Source organism: Gordonia sp. Swx-4, assembly GCF_030316175.1.
Lineage (GTDB): Bacteria > Actinomycetota > Actinomycetes > Mycobacteriales > Mycobacteriaceae > Gordonia > Gordonia alkanivorans.
The window spans coordinates 3,569,962-3,587,370 of record NZ_CP128197.1; the positions used below are offsets into that span (position 1 = coordinate 3,569,962).

Below are 17,409 nucleotides of genomic sequence, written 5' to 3' on the forward strand. Positions count from 1 at the left end.
AGTCTACGCGGTGACGCCGCGCTCAGATCGGCAGCAGGTCGGCGATGACCGTGCCGAGCTGCGTCGCATTGCGGCATTCGAACATGTCGATGACCTCCGCGTAATCGGTGGCGGCCGAGTCACCGGTCCCCCAATGCTCCTTCGCCTCGGGATTCAACCAGTAGGCGTGACGGGCACGTTCGACGAGTTCGGCGAGCGCATCGACGTGCGCATCGTGATAGTTGTTACGGCCGTCGCCGAGGACCAGCAGCGCTCCCCGATGCGTCAGCGTCTCCGCATAGTCGCCCACGAAGCCGGCGAGCATGTTCCCGTAATCCGAATGCCCGTCGCGCGTCGAGATCCGTGCGGTCGAGATCATGTGGTGCATCGCCGCACCGAAGTCCTCTTCGCCGTGGTCGAAGAACTCGGTCACCTCGTCGACGGTGTCGACGAACGCGAACACCCGCACCTTCGAGAACTGTTGCCGGAGTGCGTACACCAGTCGCAGGGTGAACTGGCTGAACCCGGCGACCGACCCCGACACGTCGCAGATGATGATCAGCTCCGGGCGGCCGGGACGCGGCTTGCGGTGACTGAGTTCGATCGGGACACCGCCGGTGGACATCGACGCACGCAGGGTCTTGCGCACGTCCACCGCACCGCGATGGGCCCGGCGTCGTCGCGTCTCGAGCTTCGCCGCGAGCAGCCGGGCCAGCGGCTCGATGGTCTTGCGGATCTCCACCTGCTCCTTGGCGCCCGCGGACAGGAAGTTGACGTTCTCCGGCAGCGGCGGCACCGCGTACGCGCCGACCTTGTCACGGCCGTTGCGGTCGGCCATCCGACGCTGCGTCTCGCGTTCGATCGCGGCCCGCAGATCGGCGGCCTTCTGCCGGGCGGCCTGCCGGTACAGCGGCTCCGTGCCCGGCCGGCCCGCGTCGCCCTCGCCGTCCCCGGCCATCGCCGCGGCGATCTTGGCGATCAGCGTCTGCGGGCTCACCGCGGAGATCGCTTGGTAAGCCGAGAAGGCCTCACCCTTCGTCGAGCCATAGCGTCCCAGCTCGTCGACGATCATCGCAATCGCCTGCTCGAGTCGACCGTCACCGGCCGCCGGGTCGTCGGCCAGCATCTCCGCGAGCGCGTCCCGTACCGCCTCGACGTCGAGGTTGCCGTCCTCGTCGCGCGGCAGGTCCTCGGTGATGGTGCGCATCCCCGCGCCCACCGGGAACCACAGATCGAAGACGCGGTCGAAGACCCCGCGATGCGAATTGTCGACGAGCAGCGTCGTCGCCAGACCCTCGCGGAGGTGGGAGCGCTCCAGCAGGTCGAGGACCTCCATCGCGCTCGCCGCGTCGATCAGGGCCGACGGCCCGACGACGATCCCGCGACGGCGCAGCTCGTCGACGAAGTCGGTGAGGTGCGCGACGAGCGGAGTCGTCATCAGCCCAGCTTGAGTTCTTTGAGAGCCGTCTTCAGATCGGGCCGGTGCTTGAGCACCACACCGAGCGTGCGCGCGATGAGGCCGTCGTCGAGGCCGCCGCGCTTGGTGTCGGCCTGCTCACCCGCACCGAGTGCGAGCAAGGTGTTGGCCCAGTCGATCGTCTCGGCCACCGACGGCTTCTTGCGGATGTCCAGCGTCCGCAGCACGCCGACGATGCGCACCAGCTCCGCGCTCAGCGACGCCGACAGATTCGGTACCCGCGATGCGAGGATCTCCTTCTCCCGCTCGGCGTCGGGAAAGTCGATGTAGAGGTACAGACAACGACGCTTGAGCGCCTCGGACAGTTCACGGGTGGCATTCGAGGTGAGCAACACGATCGGGCGACGCTGCGCGGCAACCGTTCCCATCTCGGGGATGGTGATCGCGAAGTCGCTGAGGACCTCGAGGAGCAGACCTTCCATGTCGACGTCGGCCTTGTCGACCTCGTCGATCAGCAGCACGGTCGGGCCCTCGCGCGAGATCGCCTTCAGCAGCGGACGCGGCAGCAGGAACTCGTCGGAGAAGATGTCGGTCTTCGCCTCTTCCCAGGCGCGGTTGCCGGTGGACTGGATGTGCAGGATCTGCTTGGCGTGGTTCCACTCGTAGAGTGCCCGCGCCTCGTCGATGCCCTCGTAGCACTGCAGGCGGACGAGTTCGGCGTCCGTGGCCGCGGCGATCGACTTGGCCAGTTCGGTCTTGCCGACACCGGCGGGCCCCTCGACCAGCAGCGGCTTGCCGAGCCGGTCGGCGAGGAAGGTCGACGTCGCGGTGGCGTCGTCGGCGAGGTAGCCGGTCTCACGCAGCTTCGAGACGACGTCGTCGACCGACGTGAACGACGGGACGACCTGCGGTCCGGAGGCGGTGTACTCGGCAGGGGTCGTCATCAGGCCGGCCGAACGTGGCCGTTGCCCCAGACCAGCCACTTGGTGGAGGTCAGTTCGGGCAGGCCCATCGGGCCGCGCGCGTGCAGCTTCTGGGTGGAGATGCCGATCTCGGCGCCGAACCCGAACTGCTCGCCGTCGGTGAAGGCGGTGGAGGCGTTGACCATGACGGCGGCGGCGTCGACGCGGCGGGTGAACTCGTCCGCGGCCGCGAGGTCGGTGGTGATGATCGCCTCGGTGTGCCCGGTGCCGTAGGTGTCGATGTGCGAGACCGCGGCGTCGAGATCGTCGACGACCTTCAGCGCGATGTCCATCGACAGGTACTCCTTGTACCAGTCGTCCTCGGTGGCCGGTTCCATGCCGGGTTCGTCGCCGTGGATGACGACGCCCTGGGACTGCAACACCTGGGTGATCCGGGGCAGCGCGTCTGCGGCGACGGCCTTGTCGACGAGGACGGTCTCGGCGGTGTTGCAGACACTCGGCCGGCGCGTCTTGGAGTTGAGGATGACGCGGACGGCGACGTCGAGGTCGGCGAGCGCGTGCACGTAGACGTGGCAGTTGCCGACGCCGGTCTCGATGGTCGGGACGGTCGCGTTGGAGACGACGGCCTCGATGAGTCCGGCACCGCCACGCGGGATCACGACGTCGACGAGCCCGCGGGCGCGGATGAGTGCGGTGACGCTCGAGCGATCTTCGCTGGGCAGCAACGACACCGCGTCGGCGCTGAGTCCCTTGGAGGACAGGGTCTCCCGCAGGATGCGGACGAGTTCGGCGTTCGACGACCGAGCCGACGACGATCCGCGGAGCAGCACCGCGTTGCCCGACTTGAAGGCGATGCCGAACGCGTCGACCGTGACGTTGGGACGCGCCTCGTAGACGATGCCGACGACACCGAGGGGAACCCGGAGCTGTCGGAGCTGGAGTCCGTTGGGCAGGGTCTTGCCGGCGACGACCTCACCGATGGGGTCGGGCAGGACCGAGACCTGCCGCAGACCGTTCGCGATGCCGACGACCCGGGCTGCATCGAGACGGAGACGATCGAGCAGGCTCGCCTCGGTGTCCGCCTCCTCGGCGCGCTTGATGTCCTCGGCGTTGGCCGCGAGGATCGTCTCCGTGGCGGCCTCGATGGCGTCGGCTGCCGCGAGCAGGATGTCGTTCTTGTCCGCTGTCGTCAGTCCACCCAGCGAGCGGGATGCCGATTTCGCAGCTCTGGCGAGTCCGAGGACGACCTTCTCGGTGTCGGACTCGCCTGTTGCGACGGAGGGCTCTGCGGTGGGTGCGCTCATCAACTTCCTCGACTTCGCGGGTGGTCGCCGCGACGAGGTCGTCGCGGGAGATATGCCGTTCTCAAGAGTAGCGCCGGGCCGCGCACGTCCCCAAAGAGATCCGGTCCGGTCAGGCGCGGGACCACCACTTCGAGCGTCGGGACGACTCTTTCGCGTGCCCGTCGCACCACTGGGAGTCGGGGACGCGGCGCTTGAGGGCGTCGACATGACGACCACAGCCCGACCAGGTGGTCTTGCCACACGTTCTACAGGTCACCGGTTGACACATGTTCTGAGAGTCCTTTCGTCTGCACTCGCCGTAACTATACCCCAGGGGGTATATTGGTCAGAGTTATCGTCCCTTGACAGTCAGACGACCCCGGAACAGAAAGAAGAACCCATGACCCCCACAACCGAGACCCACCAGCCCCGATCGACCGTGGAGCGGATGGTGCCCGCGCTTGCGGGCGTGATGGTGACGGTCAGCGTCATCCTCGTGCTGACGGTGTCCCCGTGGTGGACCGTGCTCACCCTCTTCGTGGCCGCGAATCTGCTGCTCTACAGCGCGGTCGGGTGGTGCCCGGCCAGCCTGCTCATGGCGAAGGCCGGACTCCCGCGCGCCTCATGTCCACGCTGAGGGCCCAGCACCCGACCCGCGAACACCCATCCGACGATCATCGAAGAGGGAGGGCCGATTCCTCGGCCCCCCTCTTCCGTTCCCGTAACCGTCACCCGGCGGGCGTCCGGGCCCGCCCCTCACGCCAGGGCGAGGAACAACTTCTCCAGCTCCGCCTCCGACAGCGGGGCCCGCTCACCGTCCACAGCCTCGACGCACTGCCGCATCCCGGACGCCACGATCTTGAAGCCGGCACGATCCAGAGCTCGTGACACCGCTGCGAGCTGCGTGACCACGTCCGTGCAGTCCCGACCCGCCTCGATCATGGCGATCACGCCCGCAAGCTGGCCCTGAGCGCGTCGAAGCCGATTCAGGACAGCACCCATAGCCTCGTCGTCGACGGCCGCACGGACCCTCACATCACTGGTCATTCCGACCTCTCCTGTCTCGGCATTCCACCGTTTCCGCAACCGATCGATATCGGCCCCTTGACCCAAGGATACCCCCAGGGGTATGTTCGACGCCAGATCGGATACCCCTAGGGGTATAAAACGAAAGGATTCTCATGTCGTCGAATTCGGCCTTGTCCGAAGACGAAGCAGCACCTGATACCTCGGGTCCCACAGCCGGGCTCCTCGGACGCTGGGGCGCGACGATGGCGGGTCGCGCCCGTTGGGTTTTCGGCGTCTGGGTCCTGCTCCTGGTGGTCCTGGGAGCGGCGGCACCCTCGGTGTTCTCCTCCCTCGCCGGCGCCGGATGGCAGGCCAACGGGTCCGAGTCCGTCCAGGTCCGCGAGCTGGCCCAGCAACACTTCGGCGGAAACTCCTCGGCGGCGGTCCAGGTGGTCGTCCACTCCGACCGTGACCGCGTCGAGAGCCCCACGGTCCAGGCCGTCGTCGGACAGATCACCGAACTCGCGGCGACCGATGACCGATTCGCCCAGGTCGTGCCACCACAACCGGGGATGTCCATCAGCCCCGACGGTCACACCGGCATCGTCCTCATCGGCGCTGCCGCCAACACCGACGACATGGTGCGGGCGGTCGACGAACACAAAGACGAGCTGACCGGTCTGTCCGGCAACGGCGTCGAGGTCTATCCGACCGGCGCGTCGGCGTTGTGGAGTGACTTCAACAAGGCCAATCACGACGCGATGATCAAGGCCGAACTGTTCTCCTGGCCCGTCACCCTGACCATCATGGTGCTCGCCTTCGGATCGCTCGTCGCTGCCGGACTCCCTCTGCTGCTGACCATCGCCGGACTCGTCGCATCCGCGGGCGGACTGGTCCTCCTCAACCAGGTCACCCCGATCTCCGTGTGGGCCATCAACTTCGCCATGATGTTCGCCCTGGCCCTGGGCATCGACTACGCACTGTTCATCGTGTCGCGCTTCCGCGATGCGATCCGCGGCCACGCCGACGACATGCGTGCCGCGGTCGCCGAAACCATGGACACCGCAGGAAAAGCGGTGTTGCTCTCCGGCATCACCGTCCTGGTGAGCCTGTCGGCGGTGCTGCTGGTTCCCGCACCCGCGGTGCGCACGATGGCCGTGGGCATCATGCTCGCCGTCGTCTTCGTCCTGGCCGCCACCCTGACCTTGCTGCCCGCCGCACTGGGCAAGCTGGGTCCCCGGGTCAATGCGGTGTCGTTGCCGTATGCCCGCCGCCAGCGACACCGTTCACCCGTGTTCGCCCGCTGGGGACTCTTCCTGCACCGTCACCCCTGGACGGTGGCCGCCGGCTCCCTCGCTGTTCTCATCGCGCTGTCGATCCCGGTGTTCGGCCTGAAGGTCGCGATGCCGTCGATCACCGTCGTCCCCGAGGACGCGCCGGTGCGTCAGGGCTACGAACTCGTCCAGTCACAGATGGGCGAGGGCGCACCCGGCATGCTGCAGATCGTCGCACCCGCCGGCGAGGCGCAGCAGACCGCCGCGATCGCCTCCAAGTCGCCGGGGATCGAGATGGTGACCCCTCCGATGCCCGCCGCTGACGGCTCCGATTACGTTCTCATGCAGGCACTTCCGTCAGTCGACCCGTCCGATGAGCAGATGGGCACGATCGTCGACGACCTGCGCGGCGCCCTGCCGAGCGATGCACTGGTCGGTGGCGCACCCACCGAGAACCTCGACCTCCAGCAGGCCCTGAACGACTACTTCCCGCTGGTCGTCGCCGTCATCCTCATCCTGGGCTTCGTGTTGCTCCTGGTCTCGCTGCAGGCACCGCTGATCGCCCTGATCGGCACCGTGGTCAGCCTGTTGTCGACGGCAGCTGCCTTCGGCGTGGCAAAGCTCATCTTCCAGGACGGCCACCTCGCGGACCTGTTGGGCTTCACACCCCAGGGCTTCCTCGACGGGTGGGGACCGGTGTTCTTCTTCGCGATGATCTTCGCGATCGCGATGGACTACACGGTCTTCCTGCTCGCCACCACGAAGGAACACTTCGAGCGGTCCGACAGCGCAACAAGTGCCCAGGTCGACGGGATGGCCCATTCCGGCCGGATCATCTTCGCCGCGGCAGCGGTCATGGTGGCGGTGTTCTTCACCTTCGCCCTGGCCGAACCTCTCCCCCCGAAGGAGATGGGCATCATCCTCGGTGTCGCCGTCCTGCTGGATGCCGTTCTGATCCGCCTCACCCTGCTTCCGGCAATGCTGCGGATCACGGGCCGCGCCGCATGGTGGTCACCCGCCTGGTTGCGTCGCGTCCTCCCGAAGATCAGCTTCGCGCACTGACCCCCGAACCGGTTCCGTCCCGGGCCAACGGATGACAACCCGTGTGGCCCGGGACGGGGCCGATATGAAAGGAAGACAATGTCACTCGCACTCAGCACCACGATGAGCGTCCCCTTCGACGAAGCGGTCGAACGCACGCGCGCCGCGCTCGCCGACCAGGGTTTCGGCGTCCTCACCGAGATCGATGTCCAGGCCACCCTGAAGAAGAAGCTCGACGAGGACATGGAGCCGTACCTGATCCTGGGCGCCTGCAATCCGCCTCTGGCCCACCGAGCACTCGGGGTCCAACGTCAGATCGGATTGTTGTTGCCGTGCAATGTCGTCGTCCGGTCGGACCCGGACCACCCCGGCACGACACTCGTGGAGGCGATGAATCCGGCTCTGATGGTTCAGGTCTCGGGAGAGCCCGACCTCGAGTCCGTCGCGCGCGACGCCGCCACGAAGCTGCAGGCCGCGATCGACGCCCTGTCGGATCAGTCCTGACCCCGACGACCCCGGAAAAGAATCCCCTGACACGACAGGAGTTGTCATGACCCGCTTCGACTTCTACTTCGATCCCGTGTGCCCCTTCGCATGGGCCGCATCGCGATGGCTCACCGACCAGGCCGAGAGACACGATGACACCGTCGCCTGGCACGTGATGAGCCTGGCCGTCCTGAACGAGGATCGGGAGCCCGCGTCGGACCAGCAGCGCCGGCAATGGGACACCTCGCGCCGTCTCGGCCGGGTCTTCATGGCCGCCATCGCGAAGAACGGCGCCGATTCGGTTGAGCCGCTCTACACAGCGATGGGCCGCCGCATCCACCACGCCGGTGATGAGATGACCCCCGCTGTGGTCGCCGAGATCCTCGCCGAGGCCGGGCTCCCTCCCGAATTGGCCGACGCCATGGACGACGACTCGTGGGACGACACACTGGGAACAGCGCACCAGCGGAGCCAGGAAGCACTGGGAGAGACCGGCGGCAGCCCCATCACCGGCATCAACGGCACTCACTTCTTCGGCCCGGTGCTCTCCGACATCCCTACCGGCGACGAGGCGCAGGCGCTCTACTCCGCGATCACCACAATCGGTGCCACCTCAGCGTTCTCGCAGCTCAAGCGTCCCACGGGTGGGCGACCGACGTTCTCGGCCTGACCTGGTCGAGCGCTCGGCCAGCGGACCGGCCCGGCCGCACTTAGGGTGACGAACGAGTGTGGAGCCGGGTTGGTGAGGAGTGTCGGACGTGCCGTGGGTTGTGTTGGTGACCGCCGGACTGATCGAGATCGTCTACATGGCGGCGCTGGAGAAGTCCGATACCTTCACCCGGTTGTGGCCCACGGTCATCTTCGTCGTCGGTGTCGTCGGCAGCATGGCCGGTGTGGCCTACGCGATCCGCTCGATCCCGCTCGGCACCGCTTACGCGGTGTGGGTCGGTATCGGCGCGGTCGGAACCGCCCTCTACGGCATGCTGTTCCTCCGCGAACCCGCCGGACTCGCCCGTCTCGGGTGCATCTTACTCATCCTGGTCGGCGTCGTGGGATTGAATCTGCTGCACAACGCATCCGGTGGCGAAACCGCCTGAATCACGTCAACCGGCGCAACGGAGCGCGTCGGCGAGCACCTCCCGTGACTCCACGTCGATCGTCAAACCGTATGTCACGCTGACGGTCACGAACTGGATCGCGTACTGACACCAGAACCCGCGCGCCGGCGGCATCCAGCGCGCCGGTTCCGAGTCACTCTTGTCCTGATTCGACGCCCCGTCGACGGCGACCAGGTTGGCCGGATCGTTCGCGAACTCGAGTCGTCGGCCGAATTCCCACGACCACGCGCCCATGTCCCAGGCGTAGGCCAGCGGCACGATGTGATCGATCTGCACGGTCGACGCCCCACGGTCACGACGGAACACAACGAACTCGCCGCTGTACGGACTCCGGAACTCCCCGGCGACAACCGCTCTCGGGCAACTCGGGACCGGTCCGGCCCGGATGTCCTGCAGATCGCGGGCCAGGATGTCGTTGCGGGTGTCGCATCCGTTGCCACCGCCGGCCACGGCCACCGCATCCGTCCACGCCGAGCCGAACGCCCTCCGGTCGTAGTCGTCGCGGTCCGGACGCTGCGCGTACACGGGGATGGACGCCAAGCGCGCCAGTGCTTCTCGCGCCGTGGCCCGCACCCGCGGGTCGGTGTCGGGGCGCGGACCGAAGCCACCCGACCCCACCGCGACCACGATCGCCGTGACCACCGCGAAGACCAGCAACCACCACTGCCTCGCCGACCACGACCCGGATGCCGAACCGTTCCGGCCGATCCACCGCAGACGCATACGCAACCGCCGCAGCGTCGGCGAACGGAACGTCGCCTCGTGAAGGACCATGGGACTTTGACGTAATGCGGTCCCGCACGGTTCCACAAGCGGGTAGCGACCGCCGGTCAGGACTTGTCGAGATACGCGATTTTCTGCGGAACCAGAATCCCGTCGACGAGATCGGCCAGTGGCCGGTGATGCAACAGCGTGATGTCCTCGCTCACGACGTCCTCCGCGAGTCCGCGAGCGTCTTCGATCACCTCGACGTCCTCGAGAAGCGACAGGAACCGCAGCGAGGTGTTGACACCGGACTGCAACGAACCGAGCAGGTCACCTTCGCGACGTTGCTCGAGGTCGACGCGGGCGAGTTCGAAGCCGTCGTTCGACCCGGCGACCGCGCGCAGGCGCTGCATCGACTGGGAGATCTCGTTGCTGTTGGTCATCAGCAGACATAGCCCCGCATGCTGCCCACGACCGACGCGGCCCCGCAGCTGATGGAGCTGACTTACACCGAACCGCTCAGCGTCCACGATGACCATCGTGGTCGCGTTGGGCACGTCCACACCGACCTCGATGACGGTGGTGGACACCAGGACATCGACCTCGCCGCGGCCGAACGCGTCCATGATCGCCGCCTTCTCCTCCGGCGCCAGACGGCCGTGCAGCATCTCCACCCGACGATGCGCGAACGGACCGGCCACCAGGGCCTCGTACTGCTCGACCACCGACGTGGTCTTCGGCCCCTTCTCGCCGTCGGGGCCGGGTTCGGGTTCTGGTGAGTCGTCGTCGCCGATGCGCGAGCAGACGACATAGACCTGGCGGCCGGCATCGATCTCCTCGTTGGCACGCGACCACACCCGGTCGACCCAGTTCTGCCGGCCCATCGGCACCACCGACGTCGAGATGGGCTGACGTCCGCGGGGAAGCTCACGCAGGACAGACGTCTCGAGGTCGCCGAAGGCGGTCATCGCGACGGTGCGCGGGATCGGCGTCGCGGTCATCACCAGGAAGTGCGGGATTCGACCATCACGCCCCTTGTTGCGCAACACATCACGCTGTTCGACGCCGAACCGGTGCTGTTCGTCGATCACGACGAGGCCGAGGTCGAAGAACTCGACCTTCTCCTCGAGCAGGGCATGGGTACCGATGACGATGCCCGCGGTACCGGTCACCACGTCGAGCAGTGTCTCGCGTCGCCCCTTGGTCTTCATCGACCCGGTCAGCAGGGCGATGCGGGTCGCCCCCTCGGCCGCGGTCAGCTCGCCTCCGTCGGCGAGGTCACCGAGCATCTTCTTCATCGTCCGGTGATGCTGCGCGGCAAGCACTTCGGTGGGTGCGAGGATCGCGCACTGGTATCCGTTGTCGACGACCCTCAGCATCGCGAGCAGCGAGACGAGGGTTTTACCGGAACCCACCTCGCCCTGCAGCAACCGCGACATCGGTTCCGCGAGCGCGAGATCCTCGGCGAGTTCTTCTCCCACCGCAACCTGACCCTCGGTGAGCGTGAACGGAAGACGTTCGCGCAGCTTGTCCTCGAGACCGCCGGGCACATGCGGGCACGGCGGCGCCGAATCGCTGCGACCCGCGAGGCGTCGTTGTGCGAGCACCGTCTGGATCGCCAGCGCCTCATCGAATTTGAGTCGATGCGAGGCGACCTTCACGTCGTCCTCGGAGTCGGGCAGATGGATCTTGCGGATCGCCTCGTCGGTCGAGACGAGCCCGCGCTCACGACGCTGCGCATCGGTCAACGCGTCGGGGATCGGCGCGCAATGGTCCAGAACCCGGCGCACCGCACCCAGGATGTCCCAGGTCTGAACCTCTTTGGTCGCCGGGTACATCGGCAGGATCTCGCGGTCGAACATCGCAACGAGCGGATGAGCACCCTCTTCCCGGGCGATCTCCTCCTCGACGGCGTACATCTCGGTCAGCATCTTGGAGCCGACGACGTGGTCCTCGATCTCGGGATCACCGTCGGGCAGGATCATCCACTCCGGATGCGACAGCTGGATCTGCTCGCGGAAGTACTTGACCGTGCCGGCCATCATGACCCGGGCCCCGGGGCGCAGCTGGTGGCGGATGAACTTCGGGTTGAAGAAGCTCGCCTCGTAGACCTCGTTGTCGTCGGTGACCTTGACCTTGAGGAACTGGCCGCGACGACTCTTCATCTGGATCAGGTCGGACTTGGTGATCCGGCCGACGATGGTGAGCCACTCCCCCGGCTCGGGTCGCTGATGGTCGGCCACGAGACCACGCCGGATGTACCGACGGGGTGTGTAGCGCAGCAGTTCCCCGACCGTTGTCACGCCGAGTCCTGCGAGCTTCTCGGCCGGCTTGGACCCGAGGACGTCGGACAGCGAATCCGCCAGAGCGAGTTCGTTCACTCGACACCCACCTGCAGCAGATCGCTGCGCTGCCCGGTCCGGTAGATCGCGAGCTCGATACCGGGGTGACTGCGGCGCATCTGCTCGCCGACGGCCTCGAGCGCGTCCTCGTCGACGTCGGTTCCGGCGAGCACCGTCACCAGTTCACCGCCGGTCGCGAGCATCAGGTCGATGAGCGCGGTGCCCGCGGAGGTCTGATCGGGCGCCACCACCAGGACGTCGTCGCCGATCAGTCCGAGTACATCGCCGACGTCCGACATCCCGGCCAGCGTCATCATCTTGGTGGTCGCGAGTTGCAGCGACCCCCACCGCGCACCGGCGGCGGCCTCGGCCATCGCGTAGGCGTCGACATCCGGGATCTCGCTCGGGTCGTGCACCGCGAGCGCGGCCAGACACTGGGTCATCGACGACGTCGGGAGCATCAGCACCGACCGCTGCGTCGAACGCACCTCGGTGGTGACAGTGACCAGATCCTGAGAGCTCAACGCGCCGTTGGCCATCACGACGACATGCGCACTGTCGGTGTCGCGGATCGCCTGCCCCAACGCGCGTGCGGTCAGCCCGTCGTCGGCACGGAGTACGGTCGCCCCGGCCTCGGCGAAGAGGTCAGCGGCACCCTCACCGGATGTGACCGCGACCACCGCACGCTTGTGCCGGGGCGGGGGCTCGTTCGAATCGACTTGTGCGCGAATGGCATCCAGTGCGAAACAGCTGATGCGAACATCCGACAGTCGCCCCAGTCCCGCGCCGGCCTCCACCGCGGCACCGGGTTCGCAGGTGTGGACGTGAACGGAGAAGCGCTCGCCCTCGCCGCTCGAACTGTCGCCGACGATGACCACGGCGTCGCCGAGTTCGTTCAGCCGTTCGCGCAGTCCGGCGATCTGGTCCCCGGCCGCGCCGTCGAGCAGGTACATGACCTCGAAGTCCTGATCGCTGCTCTCCACGCACGAGTCGTCGACACCGTGTCCGAGGGTCGCGCTGTCGGTGAGGATGCCCCGATAGCGGCGTCGACGGTTCGCGACACCGGTGATCACCTGGACCATTGCATCGACGATCACGAGGAATCCGCGACCGCCGGCGTCGACAACGCCTGCGGACGCCAGAACCGACAACTGCTCCGGTGTGCGTTCGAGCGCCTCGGCGCAGTCGTCGGCGATGGCCCGGACGATGTCGGCGGCGGTCTCCTTCTCATGCGCCGCGGCCGCCTCGGCGGCCACCCGCACCAGCGTCAGCACCGTGCCCTCGCGAGGTTCGCTGACCGCACGGGTCGCTGCCAGCGATCCCAGGCGCAGGCCGAGCGACGCCAGGTCGCCGAAGGTCAGGGAGTCGGTGTCGCCGAGGATCTCCGCACCGTCGGCCATCCCGATGAGAACCTGAGACAGGATGATGCCCGAGTTCCCGCGGGCCTGTGCCACCGCACCGTCGGCCATCGCACGGGCGACCTGCGGCAACGTCGCGTCATCCGGCGCGGCAGCAGCGGCCTCCGCGGCAGCACGCATGGTGAACAGCATGTTGCTGCCCGTGTCCGAATCGGGGATCGGGAACACGTTGAGGTCGTTGATCTCGCCCCGCGACTCCTCGAGCCGGTCGACACAGACACGAGCCCAGTCGCGCAGCAGCTGCGGGTTGATGGTGCGGGCGATCACGCGATGACTCTTTCTCGCTCTGACGTGGGCTTACGACGGGGCTGGGTCGCGGGCCGACAGGACTGGCCGGAAGGATGTGTGTCAGATTACTCGGCGTCCCCGACGACCCGGGGACGTCCGCACCACGAGGTGAGGCACACCGACCCGGATTTGGTCACGCCCACCCGAGCTGGTTATCCTTGCAGGGTTGCCTTTCGGTCCACGCGCACACCTTCCGGTGGTGCCGATCCGGAAGGCTGACCACGAGACCATATTCATCTATCAAGGGAGTTCGACGATGGCTGCCGTCTGCGACATTTGCGGCAAGGGCCCGGGCTTCGGCAAGTCGGTGTCTCACTCGCACCGCCGTACCAACCGCCGCTGGAACCCGAACATCCAGTCTGTTCGCGTCGAGGTCGCCCCGGGCAACCGCAAGCGTAAGAACGTCTGCACCTCCTGCCTGAAGGCCGGCAAGACCGCAGCTGTCTGATCTCCTCCTCACCCGCATGCGGGTGACTTGGGGTTCCGAGAGCACAAGACCCGATGCCACCGAGCGCAAGCTCCCCGGCGTCGGGTCTTTGGTGTGCGCGGGATAATGTTTCGCGCATGACCTCCACGCAATCCCCTGCCACCGACACCACCCAGCCCGACGCCCCGGCTCTCGTCAGTGAGGCCAACGGCGTCCTGACGATCGCGGTATCGGCTGCGGGCGCGGGCAACTCCCTCGACGACGGCGGGATCGCCGCCGGCACCCAGGCGCTGCGCGAGGTGGCACGTGGCCGTCGTGACGTGGGCGCGGTGCTGCTCGTCGGTCCGGGCAAGAACTTCTGTGCAGGCGGCAACGTGCGCGCTTTCGCCGCCGCCGACGATCGCCCCACCTACCTGCGCCTGATCGCCGACAACTTCCATGCCTTCGTGACGGCCCTGTACGAGGCCGATATCCCGGTCGTCGCCGCCGCGAAGGGCTGGTCGGCCGGAGCCGGCATGTCGCTGGTCCTGCACGCCGACGTCGCGATCGGCGGCACCTCGTCCAAGCTGCGTCCCGCGTACCGCGGCATCGGCCTCACCCCCGACGGCGGACTCACCTGGACCCTCCCTCGTGCGGTCGGCGCGGCCCGGGCCCGCCAGATCATCCTCACCGACCGGGTTCTTTCCGCCGACGACGCGCTGAACTGGGGCATCTTCTCCGAGGTCGTCGCCGACGAGGACGTCGAGGCCGTGGCGCGCGCCAACGCCGAGAAGATCGCCGCCGGGCCGCGCTCCGCCGACTCCGGCACCAAGCACCTGCTCTCGGTCTCGTCGGAGAACTCGCTCATCGAGCAGCTCGCCCTCGAGGGTCGCTCCATCTCCGAGCGGTCGGGGCTGGCCGAAGGCATCGAAGGGGTCGACGCGTTCGTGGGCAAGCGCGCGCCGGAGTTCGGCAAGAGTCGCTGACTCTCATCGCTGGGAGCGCAGATCAGGGCAGTCGCCAGTCCACCGGGTCGGCGCCGAGGTCGGCGAGTTCTTCGTTGGCCCGGCTGAACGGGCGCGACCCGAAGAAGCCGCGCGATGCGGACAGCGGTGACGGGTGTGCGGAGACGATGGTCGGGACGTCCGGCAACCACTCCTGCAGCGAGGCGGCGTCCTTGCCCCACAGGATCGCGACGAGCGGTTCGTCGCGGTCGACGAGTGCCTTGATCGCGCATTCGGTGACCGTCTCCCAGCCCTTCTTGCGATGAGACGCGGGCTCCCCTGGCGCGACCGTCAGGACGCGGTTCAGCAACAACACTCCGTTGTCCGCCCACGGGGTGAGGTCACCGTTGCTCGGCATCGGATATCCGAGATCCGAGCAGTACTCGGTGTAGATGTTGGCCAGCGACCGCGGGATCGGACGTACGTCGGGGGCCACGGAGAAGCTCAGTCCGACAGCATGTCCCGGAGTCGGGTACGGGTCCTGCCCGACGATGAGCACGCGCACGTCGTCGATCGGCCGGGTGAACGCCCGCAGGATGTGTTGCCCGGCGGGCAGATAGCGGCGTCCCTCGGCGATCTCGTTGCGCAGGAACTGGCCCATCTCGGTGATGATCGGCTCGACCGGGGCGAGGGCCTCGGCCCAGCCGGGGTCGATGATCTCGGCGAGCGGTTTGGTCGGTGCGGTCACTCCGGTCTCCCCATCGGTCCCATCGGTGCGGTCATTCGTGTCAGTCGAGTCGCCGCAGCGACTTGCGGTAGTACTGGGCGTTCTGGAAGTACATGTCGCTGTTGAGGTCAGTGTGTCCGTCGGGGACCTCGTAGTTCTCGCGCAGGCGGGCGGGCACGCCGAGCGCCATGCGGCGCGGCGGCACGTCGAACTTGAACGGGACGACGGCGCCGGCTCCGACGATCGCTCCGTTGCCGACCGTCGAACCGTTGAGGACCACCGAGCCGGAGGCGATGAGGCAGTCGTCGCCGATGGTCGCGCCCTCGATGTGCGCGTTGTGTCCGACGACGCAGCGGGCGCCGATCACGGTCGGTTCGAAGACGGTGCAGTGGATGACCGTGCCGTCCTGGATGTTGCTGCGCTCACCGATGGTGATGGTGCCGTAGTCGCCGCGCAGGACGGCGCCGGGCCATACCGAGACGCCGTCACCCAGAGTGACGGCTCCGATCACCACCGCATCGGGATGGACATAGGTGTCGTTGCCCAGAACGGGCTCGCGGTCGTCGAGTGCGTAGATCGCCATACGGAGACTCTAGCCACGTACGGACAGCGGTCCGTGCCCGCCCGCGCCGGTCACACGCTCCAGGCCAGCCGGAACCGTTCGGTGAGTGCTTCGGGGGTGTGATCGGGGATGTGGGTGACCTCGTACCGGCGGACCGCCACGAGCGCATCGACCGCCGGGTCGCCCAGGATCCCGCGCAGCAGCGGCGACACGTCCATCCGGTCGACGACCTCGCTCTGGTCGGTGGAGAGCAGTGTTCGTTCCCCGGCTGCACGGGTGCGCGGGTCGACGCCGACCTCGGGCGGCAGGGTGGCCTTCCACTCGATTCCGGCCGCCGCCGCGCCCAGGATGGCGGCGGTGGCGAAGTAGACGTTCGCCGACGGGTCGGCGATCTTCACCTCGACGTTGGCACCCCGTCCCCTGACGTCCGATGTATCTCGCCGGGCATCAGCGGCACTCGCGTCTGCCGAGTCCGCACGGACCAGGCGCACCGCCGCTTCGCGGTTCTCCACGCCCCAACAGACGTGCGCGCCGGCCCACTGACCGGGCAGCATGCGCAAGCCTGACACCACCGATCCGCACAGCACACCCTGTAGTTCGAGGAGCGCGTCGACGATGCCTGCGACCGCGTGGGCACCGTCTGGCGTCATCCCGGCGACGCCGGTTCCGCCCGAGAACAGGGGCCGATCTCCACGGTGTAACGAGACATGTTGATGAGCACCGCATCCGGCTTCGTCGACGAAGGGTTTCGGGGAAAAGCCGGCGCGCAGACCGTGTTTGCGGGCAAGGCGACCGATGATGAGCCGCGTGAGTACCAGCCGGTCGGCGGCGGTGATGGGGTCCGCCGGCCCCAGAGAAACCTCGAACTGCCAACGCGCATGCTCCGGATGCAGCTGTTCGACCGTGATACCCGCGGCACGACACGAGACGAGGACGTCCCGCACGAACTCCTCGTACTCCAGCAGCCCGACCGCGCCATACGGGGTCCACGGAGCGGACGGCAGCGGCGATCCGTCCGCAGCCAGGAGAACGAACTCGAGTTCGTGGCCGACCATGGCGTGCAGGCCGGCATCCGCCAGTTCCGCGACGACGCGACGCAGGGTGCCACGGGCGCACTGCGGCACCGGATCCCCGGCGAGGCCGAAGAACTCGCCGGGCGCCCAGCTCAGCGTCGGGTCCACCTCCACCCGCGCGCCGAGATCGATCCGGATGCGCTGGTCCCCCACCACCCCGACCTCGTCACTGAACGCGATTCCGGTCTGGTCGATCGCGAAGGCATGCCACGACGGACTGGCGCCGAGCCCCACCGACGCGAACACCGGGACGCGTTCCGGGGTGACCGTCTTCGCCAGCGTCAGTCCGGCCGGGTTGACGACGGTCGCGAGGAGGATCGACGACGATGAGTCGCCGGCGGAATCGGATCGCGAGTCCATGTCCACAGTGTCGTGGAGCGCGGCGGTTCCGGTGGCGGAACCGTACGGATTCGGC

Annotated in this window: 18 protein-coding genes; 7 read left to right on the forward strand and 11 right to left on the reverse strand. The window is 67.6% G+C overall.

Annotated elements, in window-relative coordinates; all coding sequences use genetic code 11:
• Positions 1-22: 22 nt before the first annotated feature.
• The 4 genes from PWF70_RS16295 to PWF70_RS24230 form a co-directional block, all read right to left on the reverse strand.
• Complete coding sequence (locus PWF70_RS16295; RefSeq protein WP_042376361.1) at positions 23-1,417, reverse strand: vWA domain-containing protein; 1,395 nt, start codon at positions 1,415-1,417, stop codon at positions 23-25.
• On the reverse strand, positions 1,417-2,340 hold the full coding sequence (locus PWF70_RS16300) for an AAA family ATPase (RefSeq protein ID WP_006359348.1): 924 nt from the start codon (positions 2,338-2,340) through the stop codon (positions 1,417-1,419). Before PWF70_RS16300 ends, PWF70_RS16295 begins: the two co-directional genes overlap by 1 nt.
• Entirely contained in the window at positions 2,340-3,623 is a 1,284-nt protein-coding gene (locus tag PWF70_RS16305; protein ID WP_042376363.1) for a glutamate-5-semialdehyde dehydrogenase, read from the reverse strand. Before PWF70_RS16305 ends, PWF70_RS16300 begins: the two co-directional genes overlap by 1 nt.
• A gap of 109 nt (positions 3,624-3,732) precedes the next feature.
• A complete protein-coding gene (locus tag PWF70_RS24230) occupies positions 3,733-3,891 on the reverse strand; it encodes a DUF8730 family Cys-rich protein (protein WP_488160741.1) in 159 nt (52 codons plus the stop codon).
• Between the two features lie 111 nt (positions 3,892-4,002).
• Between PWF70_RS24230 and PWF70_RS16310 the strand changes: the two genes are divergently transcribed.
• Entirely contained in the window at positions 4,003-4,239 is a 237-nt protein-coding gene (locus PWF70_RS16310; protein WP_006359350.1) for a YgaP family membrane protein, read from the forward strand.
• Positions 4,240-4,358: 119 nt separating this feature from the next.
• Here PWF70_RS16310 and PWF70_RS16315 read toward each other — a convergent pair whose 3' ends face one another.
• A complete protein-coding gene (locus tag PWF70_RS16315; protein ID WP_006359351.1) occupies positions 4,359-4,649 on the reverse strand; it encodes a metal-sensitive transcriptional regulator in 291 nt (96 codons plus the stop codon).
• 134 nt (positions 4,650-4,783) lie between these two features.
• On the opposite strand from PWF70_RS16315, the gene PWF70_RS16320 reads away from it, so the two are divergent.
• The 4 genes from PWF70_RS16320 (at position 4,784) to PWF70_RS16335 (ending at position 8,508) form a co-directional block, all read left to right on the forward strand.
• Positions 4,784-6,946 (forward strand): MMPL family transporter, encoded by a 2,163-nt coding sequence (locus PWF70_RS16320; RefSeq protein ID WP_042376364.1) that lies wholly within the window; start codon positions 4,784-4,786, stop codon positions 6,944-6,946.
• A 78-nt stretch (positions 6,947-7,024) separates the two neighbouring features.
• Positions 7,025-7,429: a DUF302 domain-containing protein gene (locus PWF70_RS16325; protein ID WP_006359353.1), complete on the forward strand. Its 405-nt coding sequence runs from the start codon at positions 7,025-7,027 to the stop codon at positions 7,427-7,429.
• 46 nt (positions 7,430-7,475) lie between these two features.
• Positions 7,476-8,081: a mycothiol-dependent nitroreductase Rv2466c family protein gene (locus PWF70_RS16330; protein ID WP_035751269.1), complete on the forward strand. Its 606-nt coding sequence runs from the start codon at positions 7,476-7,478 to the stop codon at positions 8,079-8,081.
• Between the two features lie 88 nt (positions 8,082-8,169).
• Complete coding sequence (locus PWF70_RS16335; protein WP_035751377.1) at positions 8,170-8,508, forward strand: DMT family transporter; 339 nt, start codon at positions 8,170-8,172, stop codon at positions 8,506-8,508.
• Between the two features lie 6 nt (positions 8,509-8,514).
• On the opposite strand, the gene PWF70_RS16340 is transcribed toward PWF70_RS16335, so the two are convergent.
• The 3 genes from PWF70_RS16340 to PWF70_RS16350 are packed head-to-tail and all read right to left on the reverse strand — an operon-like array spanning position 8,515 to position 13,261.
• A complete protein-coding gene (locus PWF70_RS16340; protein ID WP_035751268.1) occupies positions 8,515-9,303 on the reverse strand; it encodes an HNH endonuclease family protein in 789 nt (262 codons plus the stop codon).
• A gap of 56 nt (positions 9,304-9,359) precedes the next feature.
• A complete protein-coding gene (recG, locus tag PWF70_RS16345) occupies positions 9,360-11,615 on the reverse strand; it encodes an ATP-dependent DNA helicase RecG (protein WP_042376365.1) in 2,256 nt (751 codons plus the stop codon).
• On the reverse strand, positions 11,612-13,261 hold the full coding sequence (locus PWF70_RS16350) for a DAK2 domain-containing protein (RefSeq protein WP_042376366.1): 1,650 nt from the start codon (positions 13,259-13,261) through the stop codon (positions 11,612-11,614). The genes recG and PWF70_RS16350 overlap by 4 nt, the downstream gene beginning before the upstream one ends.
• A 277-nt stretch (positions 13,262-13,538) precedes the next feature.
• Here PWF70_RS16350 and rpmB point away from each other — a divergent pair, with 277 nt between their 5' ends.
• Both rpmB and PWF70_RS16360 read left to right on the forward strand, forming a co-directional pair.
• A complete protein-coding gene (rpmB, locus tag PWF70_RS16355) occupies positions 13,539-13,730 on the forward strand; it encodes a 50S ribosomal protein L28 (RefSeq protein WP_004023092.1) in 192 nt (63 codons plus the stop codon).
• A gap of 116 nt (positions 13,731-13,846) precedes the next feature.
• The gene (locus PWF70_RS16360) at positions 13,847-14,674 is read left to right on the forward strand and encodes an enoyl-CoA hydratase/isomerase family protein (protein WP_006359360.1); all 828 of its coding nucleotides are present in this window, start codon (positions 13,847-13,849) and stop codon (positions 14,672-14,674) included.
• 22 nt (positions 14,675-14,696) lie between these two features.
• On the opposite strand, the gene PWF70_RS16365 is transcribed toward PWF70_RS16360, so the two are convergent.
• The 3 genes from PWF70_RS16365 to PWF70_RS16375 are packed head-to-tail and all read right to left on the reverse strand — an operon-like array spanning position 14,697 to position 17,354.
• Complete coding sequence (locus tag PWF70_RS16365; RefSeq protein ID WP_006359361.1) at positions 14,697-15,380, reverse strand: uracil-DNA glycosylase; 684 nt, start codon at positions 15,378-15,380, stop codon at positions 14,697-14,699.
• 40 nt (positions 15,381-15,420) lie between these two features.
• Positions 15,421-15,942 carry a gamma carbonic anhydrase family protein gene (locus PWF70_RS16370; RefSeq protein ID WP_006359362.1) on the reverse strand — a complete coding sequence of 174 codons (522 nt, stop codon included), beginning with the start codon at positions 15,940-15,942 and terminating at the stop codon, positions 15,421-15,423.
• A gap of 50 nt (positions 15,943-15,992) precedes the next feature.
• Positions 15,993-17,354, reverse strand: coding sequence for a type I glutamate--ammonia ligase (locus PWF70_RS16375; RefSeq protein ID WP_042376395.1), 1,362 nt, complete (start codon positions 17,352-17,354; stop codon positions 15,993-15,995).
• Between the last annotated feature and the right edge of the window lie 55 nt (positions 17,355-17,409).